This is a genomic window from Streptomyces sp. P17 (assembly GCF_032436805.1).
In the GTDB taxonomy this organism is placed as follows: Bacteria; Actinomycetota; Actinomycetes; order Streptomycetales; family Streptomycetaceae; genus Streptomyces.
In genome coordinates this window covers 96,233-105,417 of the sequence record NZ_JAVRBF010000028.1, presented here as the reverse complement: position 1 = coordinate 105,417, position 9,185 = coordinate 96,233, and the positions used below count along the sequence as shown (strand labels likewise).

At 74.3% G+C, this 9,185-nt stretch carries 7 protein-coding genes; 6 read left to right on the top strand and 1 reads right to left on the bottom strand.

Annotated features, from left to right (window positions below):
* The coding region (locus tag RMT89_RS19860; RefSeq protein WP_315885072.1) for a helix-turn-helix domain-containing protein at nucleotides 1–623 on the bottom strand (623 nt) is incomplete at its 3' end.
* Between the two features lie 107 nt (nucleotides 624–730).
* Here RMT89_RS19860 and RMT89_RS19855 point away from each other — a divergent pair.
* The 6 genes from RMT89_RS19855 to RMT89_RS19830 all read left to right on the top strand — a co-directional run bounded on the left by RMT89_RS19855 (nucleotide 731) and on the right by RMT89_RS19830 (nucleotide 8,759).
* Nucleotides 731–1,612: a hypothetical protein gene (locus RMT89_RS19855; protein WP_315885071.1), complete on the top strand. Its 882-nt coding sequence runs from the start codon at nucleotides 731–733 to the stop codon at nucleotides 1,610–1,612.
* A gap of 100 nt (nucleotides 1,613–1,712) precedes the next feature.
* Nucleotides 1,713–3,965: a LuxR C-terminal-related transcriptional regulator gene (locus RMT89_RS19850; RefSeq protein ID WP_315885070.1), complete on the top strand. Its 2,253-nt coding sequence runs from the start codon at nucleotides 1,713–1,715 to the stop codon at nucleotides 3,963–3,965.
* Nucleotides 3,966–4,071: 106 nt separating this feature from the next.
* A complete protein-coding gene (locus RMT89_RS19845) occupies nucleotides 4,072–5,517 on the top strand; it encodes an acyl-CoA synthetase (protein ID WP_315885069.1) in 1,446 nt (481 codons plus the stop codon).
* A complete protein-coding gene (locus RMT89_RS19840; RefSeq protein WP_315885068.1) occupies nucleotides 5,510–7,201 on the top strand; it encodes a carboxyl transferase domain-containing protein in 1,692 nt (563 codons plus the stop codon). Before RMT89_RS19845 ends, RMT89_RS19840 begins: the two co-directional genes overlap by 8 nt.
* A 49-nt stretch (nucleotides 7,202–7,250) precedes the next feature.
* Nucleotides 7,251–7,415 (top strand): hypothetical protein, encoded by a 165-nt coding sequence (locus RMT89_RS19835; protein WP_315885067.1) that lies wholly within the window; start codon nucleotides 7,251–7,253, stop codon nucleotides 7,413–7,415.
* A gap of 306 nt (nucleotides 7,416–7,721) precedes the next feature.
* On the top strand, nucleotides 7,722–8,759 hold the full coding sequence (locus RMT89_RS19830) for a rod shape-determining protein (RefSeq protein ID WP_315885066.1): 1,038 nt from the start codon (nucleotides 7,722–7,724) through the stop codon (nucleotides 8,757–8,759).
* Nucleotides 8,760–9,185: the final 426 nt, after the last annotated feature.

Below are 9,185 nucleotides of genomic sequence, written 5' to 3'. Positions count from 1 at the left end.
AGCAGGGCCGTCAGGGTCGTACCGGCGTCCTCCCTCATGCCGTGCGCGGCCTCCTGGAGCGCCTCCTCCAGGAGGTTCAGAACGTTCCCGCCGGGAAGGTCCGTCGTCTCCAGACGGCGCAGGGCCGCCACCGCCGCGCTGCTCGCCGGGCCGCCGTCGGGGCCGTAGCCGTCGGCCACCGCGAGCAGGCGGGTGCCCGCGTACGCCGTGTCCTGGTTGGCCGGGCGGACCCGGCCGCGGTCCGAGTGGGCCGAGTGACGCAGTTCCAGCATCGTGGTGTCCCTTCGTGACGTCGTCATCAACTGGTCGATCAGGAATTCCGCCAGGTCACGCCGTACGGCCGTCTCCGCCTCCACACCCGCCCAGTACGCCCGCACCTCCCCCGCCGCCGTCTCCGGGGCCAGCGCGCACACCTCCCGGATGCGGGCCAGCGGCATGCCCAGGCGGCGCAGCCACGCCACCAGGCGGGCCCGTTCCAGCTGGGCGAGCGCGTAGTAGCGGTAGCCCGTCTCAGGGTCCACGCGTGCGGGGCGCAGCAGATCGAGTTCGTCGTACAGGCGCAGGGCCTTGGGCGACAGACGGCAGGCCCGGGCGAAGGCGCCGATCGTCAGCATGTCCTCCATGGGTCGATGCTGGGGCTTCACCGAGGGGGAAGGTCAATCCGGTTGTCCCGGTCGCGGCGACTGTGGTTAGCCTGCGGGCGGTCCGTCCTACGACTCTGGAGCCCGCCGTGTCCCGAATAGCCCTGGTCACCTACGATCCCCGGCCCGAGCCCAGCCACGACCGCGACCTGCCCGTGCTGCGTGACGCGCTGGCCGGCGCCGGGGCCGAGGCGGACGTCGTGCACTGGGACGACGACGGCGTCGACTGGGCCGCGTACGACCTCGCGCTGATCCGGTCGACCTGGGACTACAGCTGGCGTACCGCCGAGTTCCTGGCGTGGGTCGAGCGGTGCGGCAAGGTGACGCGGCTGGCGAATCCGCCCGCGGTCGTGCGGTGGAACACGGACAAGCGGTATCTCGGGGAGCTCGCCGGGGCGGGCGTGCCCGTCGTCCCCACGCGGTACCTCGCCCCGGGGGACGCCGCCGACCTCCCCGACGACCACGAGTACGTGGTCAAGCCCACCTCCGGGGCCGGTGCGCGCTATGCCGCCCGTTACACGCCCGACCAGCAGGAGAGGGCCGTACGACACCTTGCGCGGATGCACGAGGAGGGGTTCACCGCGATGGTGCAGCCCTATGTGCGGAGCATCGACGCCCGGGGTGAGCGGGCACTGCAGTTCTTCGGCGGGCGGCTGCTGCACGCCAGCCGTAAGCAGGCCGTGCTCGCGCCCGGTACCGCCTTCGACGCGGACAAGGTCGCCCACCCGGGCCTGGAGCCGTGGACGCCGACCCCGGCCGAACTCGCCGTCGCCGAGCGCGCCCTGGCCGCCGTACCGGACGCGGAGGGACTGCTGTACGCGCGCGTGGATCTCGTGGAGGGGGAGGACGGGGAGCCGCGGGTGATGGAGCTGGAGCTGGTCGAGCCGAATCTCTTCCTGTTCCTGCACCCGGGGTCGACGCAGCGGGTGGTGGAGGCGGTGCTGGCGCACGCAAGTGCCGGTCACCCGTAGAGGGAGGAAATCCGGGAAGCTGCCGTGCCGTGCGGGATCTTCTGCCTACGCTGCGGGAAAGAGGACGCGTGCGTGATCACAGCAGAGGGCGTGACGGATCGTGGGCGGATCCCCTGCGCGGCGCACCTCCGGCTTCCCCGCGGAGCTGACCAGCTTCGTGGGGCGACGGGACGAGTCGGCGGACGTCAGACGGCTGTTGACCGAGGGGCGGCTGGTGACGCTGACCGGCCCGGGCGGGGTCGGAAAGACGCGGCTGGCGTCGTATGTGGCGAAACAGGCCGCGCGTACCTTCCCCGACGGAGTGTGGCTGGTGCCGCTGGCCGCGCTGGGCGACGAGGCGTTCGTGCCGCATGCCGTGGCCGACGCCCTGGAGGTGCGCAACGAGGCCGGGCGGCCGCCGCTGGAGGTCCTCGTGGAACATCTGCGGGGCCGCACTCTGCTGCTCGTCCTCGACAACTGCGAGCATGTGCTGCGCAGTTGTGCCCTGCTCTCCCAGACCCTGCTGGCCGCCACCGACGGCGTACGGATTCTGGCGACCAGCCGCCACCGGCTGGGACTCGCCGGTGAGCGGCTCTACGAGGTGCCGCCGCTGCCCGCGCCCGCGCCGGAGGAGCTGGGCGCCTCGGCCGCCGAACACTTCCCCGCGCTACGGCTGTTCGCGGACCGGGCGGCGGCCGTGGTCCCCGGGTTCACGGTCGGTGAGGGCAACCAGCACGCGGTCGCCCGGCTGTGCCGCCGGCTCGACGGACTGCCGCTCGCCATCGAGCTGGCGGCGGTCCGGGTGCGGGCGCTGGGCGTGGACCAGCTCGTCGAACGGCTCGACGACCGCTATCAGTTGCTGACCGGCGGCAGCCCGGCGTCGGCGCCCCGGCATCGCACGCTGCGCTCGGCCGTCGACTGGAGCCATGACCTGTGCACGCCCCAGGAGCAGTTGGTGTGGGCGTGGCTGTCGGTGTTCGTCGGCGGCTTCGACCTGGCCGCGGCCGAGGCGGTGTGCGGTGGGGAGGGTCTTGGTGCGACGGCCGTGCTGGACGCCGTCGCCGGGCTCGTCGACAAGTCGGTGCTCGTGCGGGAGGAGCGCGGCGGCCAGGTCCGCTACCGGCTGCTGGTCTCGCTGCGCCACTACGGCCTGGAGAAGCTGGAGGACATCGGGGAGGTTACCGTCACCCGGCGCCGCCACCGGGACTACTTCGCCCGGCTGGCCGCCGAGTACGAGCAGGCCTGGTTCGGGCCCGACCAGGTCGCCGTCACCGACCGGCTGCGCCTGGACCAGGACGACTTCCGGGCCGCCCTGGACTTCTGCCTCACCACCCCGGGCGGGGCCCAGCACGGGCTCCGGCTGGCCGCGACCCTGTGGTTCCACTGGGTGGCGGGCGGCACCTGGGGCGAGGGCCGGCACTGGCTGGACCGCGCGCTGCGGGCCGGGGCACGCCCCGACGCGGCCCTGACCCGCGCCATGTGGGCGGGCGCGCTGATGTCCCTCGTGCACACCCGTTCCGCCGCGGTCCTGGCCTCCGATCCCCCGCACAGCGCGCCGCCCGCCGACGCCGAACTGCCGGTTCCGGCCCCGCCCCCGATACCGGCCGGCGCCCTCGGAAGCGGCCGGGAGGCCGGCTTCGTCGTCCTCACCCGCGTCGAACTCGCCTGCACCCTCGTCAGCCGGGGCCGGGCCCGCGAGGCGACACCGCTGTGCGCCGAGGCCGTCGCCGTCTGCGAGGCGCACGGCGAACAGTGGGCGCGGGCCTGGGCGCTGCGCACGCTGGGCCTCGCGCACTGGTCGCTGGGCGAGTACGACCGGGCCGCCGAGCACGCGCGCGCGTGCCTGCGCCTGCCCTACACCAAACGCCGGCGCCAGAGCCTCGCCCGCACGCTGGGCCTCCTCGCCGCGGCGGAGGCCCTCGCCGGGCGGGCCGAGCGGGCGGCCGTGCTGCGGGGGGCGGTGGACCGGATCTGGCACGACATCGGCGGCGACCCGACGCAGGAGCGGGGGGCGGGGCGGCGGTGCGCGGCCGAGCGCCATGCGCGCCGGGCGCTGGGGGACCAGCTCTACGAACGGGCCCACCGCCGCGGTGGTGCGCTGTCCCGCAACGACGTCGTCGCCTACGCGCTCGGTGAGCTACGGCGGCCGACGACCGGCTCGGCCGCCGCGCCGGACACCCGGCCGCTCACCCGGCGGGAGGCCGAGGTGGCGGCGCTCGTCGCCCAGGGGCTGACCAACCGGCAGATCGCCGAGGCACTGGTCATCTCCCAGCGGACCGCGGAGGGACACGTCGAGCGGATCCTGGTGAAGCTGGGGTTCAGCAGACGCAGTCAGCTGGCGGCCTGGTTCACGGCTCGGTCGGGAGAAGGGTGAGAAGCGGCACAGCACCGACCCGGCAGGCCGGAATCTGCCGCCTCCGGCGGGAAGAGGGGGGCATCGTGGTGGACGACGGACGGTGACAGCTAAGGAGATACGACGCGTGTCCACTCTCTTCCCGGCCCTGGCCGACGGCCCTCCCGACCGGATCGCCCTGCGGTTCGGCGAGCGGTCCCTGACGTACGCCGAGCTCGCCGCCGCGACCGGCGCCCTGGCGGACCGGATCGCGGGGCGCGGCCGGGTCGCGGTGTGGGCCGGCCCGGTGCTGGAGACCGCGGTCGCGGTGGTCGCGGCGCTGGAGGCGGGGATCGCCGCCGTGCCGCTCAACCCGAAGTCGGGGGAGAAGGAGCTCGGGCACATCGTCTCCGACAGCGCACCGAGCCTCGTACTCGCCGCACCGGACGACGAACTCCCGGCGGCACTGCGGGACTTGGGGCGCCTCGACGTCGATGTGCGAGCCACCGGCGCCCGTCAGCCGCGGGCGGCCGCCGACGAGGACCCCGCCCTCATCGTCTACACCTCCGGCACCACAGGACCGCCCAAGGGCGCCGTCCTCCCCCGTCGGGCCGTCGCCCACACCCTGGACGCCCTCGCCGACGCCTGGCGGTGGACCGGCGACGACGTCCTCGTCCACGGTCTGCCCCTGTTCCATGTGCACGGTCTTGTGCTGGGCATCCTCGGGCCGCTGCGGCGCGGCGGATCCGTGCGTCACCTCGGCCGGTTCAGCCCGGAGGGAGTCGCGCGGGAGCTGAACGACGGCGCGACCATGCTGTTCGGCGTGCCGACGATGTACCACCGCCTCGCCCAGGCGCTCCCCGAGGACCCGGATCTCGCGCAGGCGTTGGGCAAGGCGCGGCTGCTGGTGTCGGGTTCGGCCGCGCTGCCCGTGCACGACCACGAGCGGATCGCGGTGGCGACCGGGCGGCGGGTCATCGAGCGGTACGGCATGACCGAGACGCTCATGAACACCAGCATCCGCGCGGACGGCGAGGCCCGGCCGGGGACGGTCGGTGTGCCGCTGCCGGGGGTGGAGCTGCGGCTGGTGGAGGAGGACGGGGCGCCGATCACGTCGTACGACGGTGAGACGGTGGGCGAGATCCAGGTGCGCGGGCCGAATCTGTTCACCGAGTATCTGAACCGGCCCGAGGCCACGGCGGACGCGTTCACGGCGGACGGCTGGTTCCGTACCGGGGACATGGCGGTGCGCGATCCCGACGGGTACGTCCGGATCGTGGGCCGCAAGGCCACCGACCTGATCAAGAGCGGGGGTTACAAGATCGGGGCGGGGGAGATCGAGAACGCGCTGCTGGAGCATCCGGCGGTGCGGGAGGCGGCCGTGACCGGGGAGCCGGACGCCGATCTGGGTGAGCGGATCGTGGCGTGGGTGGTCCCGGCCGACCCGCAAGCGCCGCCCACCGCCGAGGAGTTGGCCGACCATGTGGCCCGGCGGCTCGCCCCGCACAAGCGGCCCCGGGTCGTGCACCATCTGGACGCCCTGCCCCGCAACGACATGGGGAAGATCATGAAGCGGGCGCTGGGCCGTGGCTGACCGGCTCCGCGCACGGGACTTCCTCGCCCTCGTCACCAACGACTTCGTCGAACTCCCGCACCCGGAACGGGACTCCGCGCCCGACGGTCCGCTCGGCTGGCGGGGCTACGACGGCTCCCGGCTGCGGGCCGCCGAGCGCACCGGCGAGGAGGAGTCCGTGGTCTGCGGCACCGCGCTCGTCGAGGGGACGCGGGCGGTACTGATCGCGTTCGAGTTCGGCTACCTCGGGGGCTCGCTCGGTGAACGCACCGGGGACCGGCTGGAGGCGGCGTACGCCCATGCCCGCGCCTACCGGCTCCCGGTCGTGCCGTTGATCGCCACGGGCGGCAGCCGGATGCAGGAGGGCATGCGCGCGCTGACCCAACTCCAGCGCGTGGCCCGGCAGTCGGTGCTGACGAGGGAGGCCGGGCTGGCGCAGATCGCCGTGCTCCGGGACCCGACGACGGGCGGCGGCTGGGCCACGCTGGGCGCGGGCGCGGATGTGGTGCTGGCGCTGCCCGGAGCCCAGGTCGGTTTCGCGGGGTCGCGGGTACGGCCCGTGGACGCCGACCCGGCGGCCTACACCGCGGAGGCGCAGGTGGCGGCGGGCGCGGCCGACGCCCTCGTACCGCCGGAGGAACTGCGCACGACGCTGGGCCGATGGCTACGCCTCCTGACGGCACCCTCACGGGAACCGGCGCGGGTGCCGACAGCGCCCGACTCCTCGGGTCCGCCGACGCCTGGCCAGGATCCGGCAGAACAGACCGGCACCACCTCGAACACCCCCGCACCGGAACCGACGGCCCTCGGCTCCCCGAAGCCGCCGGCAACGGACCGGGATCCGGCAGAACAGACCGGCACCACCTCGAACACCCCCGCACCGGTACCGACTGCCCTCGGCTCCCCGAAGCCGCCGGCAACGGACCGGGATCCAGTACCGCAACCCCACACCACCCCGAACACCCCCACACCGGAACCGACGGCCCTCGGCTCCCCGAAGCCGCCGGCAACGGACCGGGATCCGGCAGGACAGACCGGCACCACCCCGAACACCCCCGCACCGGTACCGACTGCCCTCGGCTCCCCGGAGCTTCCGGCGACCGGCTGGGACGCGGTACGCCGGGCGCGCTCGCCCCAACGGCCGCGCGCCGAGGCCTACTTGGACGCCTACTTCACCGATCGTGTGGCCATCAGCGGTGACCGCGCGGGCGGCACCGACCCGGACGGCATGCTGTGCGGCTTCGGTGAGCACGAGGGCCGTACGGTCGCCTACGCGGCGCAGACCGGGACGGCGACCCGGCCCGCCGGTTACCGCACGGCCGCCCGGCTGATCCGGCTCGCGGACCGGCTCGGCATCCCGGCGCTGACCCTGGTGGACACTCCAGGCGCGGCCAATGAGGCGGAGGCGGAGCGGCAGGGCGCGGGGGCGGCGATCGCGGACCTGTTCTCGGCGGTGGCCGCGGCACGGACGCCGGTCACCACGCTGGTGATCGGCGAGGGCGGCTCCGGCGGCGCGCTGGCCCTCGCCGCACCGGGCAACACCTGGGCCACACCGGACAGCTACTTCTCGGTGATCGCACCGGAGCAGGCGGCGGCCATCCTGAAGCGGCCGCCCGACGAGGTGGAGGCGACGGCGGACCAACTCCGGATCCGGCCGCAGGACTTGGTGGAGCTGGGGGTGATCCGGGGGATCGCCCCGACCTGAGCATGCCCTCTTCCCACGGAACCGGCGACACGGGGGAGCGAGCGGCGCCATGGACGGGCTGATGGAGTCCAAGACCGAGGACGGCGCCGTGGCGGTCGTCGAGGGCATCGGGCTCGCACGACGGCCGGGCGGCCCCGTACCGCGCGGCCCACCCCGCTCGCCGGCGATCTGCTCCAGGCGCTGCACGCCGGCAGGACCCGGCCGGCCGTGGTGACCGGCCGGTCCGCGGGCGCGGCCGCCTGGTATCCGCGGCAGCATCCGCTGATCGACCACGGTCCGGCGTCGACTGCGCGCGGCGGACCCCGACGTGCTACTCGTCCGCACCCTCTCCCCCTCCTCGAAGCCGCCCGTTCCCGCTGACCTAACGTCACCTTTACAGCGGACATAAGCTGCAAAACCCCCCATTCAGCGGCGCCCCACCCGGCCCACCACAACACGCGCCGACTCCCCACACCCCCGCACGATGCCAGTGAGGCCCGCCACCCGGCGGCCCACGGTCTGTGCTCTCGGGAGGCCTGCCATGACCGCCAGTCTGGAGCAGCTGCGCCGCTGCCACTTCGCCGTCGACCTCGGTGCGGCGAGGACGCGGGTGTACGTGAAGGGGGCCGGGCTCGTCGTCGACCAGCCCTCCGCCGCCGCCGTGAACACCCGGACCGGCGCGCTGATCGCGGTCGGCGAGTTCGCGGAGAAGATGACCGGCCGTACGCCCGACTACATCCGTGTCGTCCGTCCGGTCTCCGGCGGCACGGTCGTCGACATCGAGATGGCGCAGCGCATGCTGCGGCATCTGCTCGGCGACAAGATCCGCCGTACCCTGCGCCGCAAGCCGCGACTGCGGGCCGCCGCCTGCACCCCGCACGACGCCGATCCGCTGGCCCAGCGCGCGGCGATCGAGACGCTGGTCGGACTCGGGGCGCGCCGGGTGGAGTTGGTGGACACGCTGATCGCCGCCGCCGTGGGCTGCGGGCTGCCGGTCGAGCAGCCCGAGGCCACGATGGTCCTGGTGTGCGGGGCCGCCGCGACGCAGGTCGCCGTGCTCTCGCTCGGGTCGATCGTGACGGCCGAGCGGATCGCGGTGGGCGGCGAGGCCGTCGACCACGCGATCGTGCAGCATCTGCGCCACCAGCACGAGTTGGTGCTGCCGAGCCAGTCGGTACGGCCGTTGCAGCTCGCCCTGTCCGGCAACGGGCTCACCCCCCACGGGCCCGCCTCCACCGAGATCCACGGACGGGACGTCGCCACCGGCCTCGCCCGCTCCGTCCAGGTCGACACCGCCGCCGTACGGGACGCCATCCAGACGCCGCTCACCGCCGTGCTCGACGGGATCGGCAAGGTGCTGCGGGACTGCCCGCCCGACCTGGTCGCCGACCTCGCGGACCGCGGGATCATGATGGTCGGCGGCAGCGCGCTGCTGCCCGGGTTCGACCAGATGCTGCGGCAGGCGACGGGGATGCCGGTGCATATCGCCGAGCGGCCGGACGTGTGCGCCGTACAGGGCCTCGGCACCATGCTGGAGGGCAAGATCACGCCGCTGGAGCTGGACCCACTGGGCACCTGAGCCCACGGTGCCGCCGAGCCGACCGGGGCGCGGTACCCGGCGCTCGGCACGGCCGACCCCGGGCAGGACGGTCTCACCGGGAGTCGTACGCCGGGGGGCGAACGCCGGCCGCCGTATCCGCTCAGTGTGCCGATCTGTACGAGTCGGCCCGGCAGCGTGAGCGGTGGATCGAGGGGCGGCCGCTGTCACCACCGCGCTGCTCAGCGGGGAGAGCGCGGCCGACGCGCCGTGACGTGGGAGGCGCCGCTATGACGTTCCGCGAGCGCGGGTGAGCGACACCAACACCCACCCGCACCCCTCAGCGCCGCACCTCCGCAATGTCCGCCACCAACTCCGGCGCCACCCGCCCCGCAGCCCCGGTGTCCTCCCGATCCGCAGCCTCACGGGCCTCCTTCAGATCCGCCGTGACCGGCTCCCCGAAGTCCG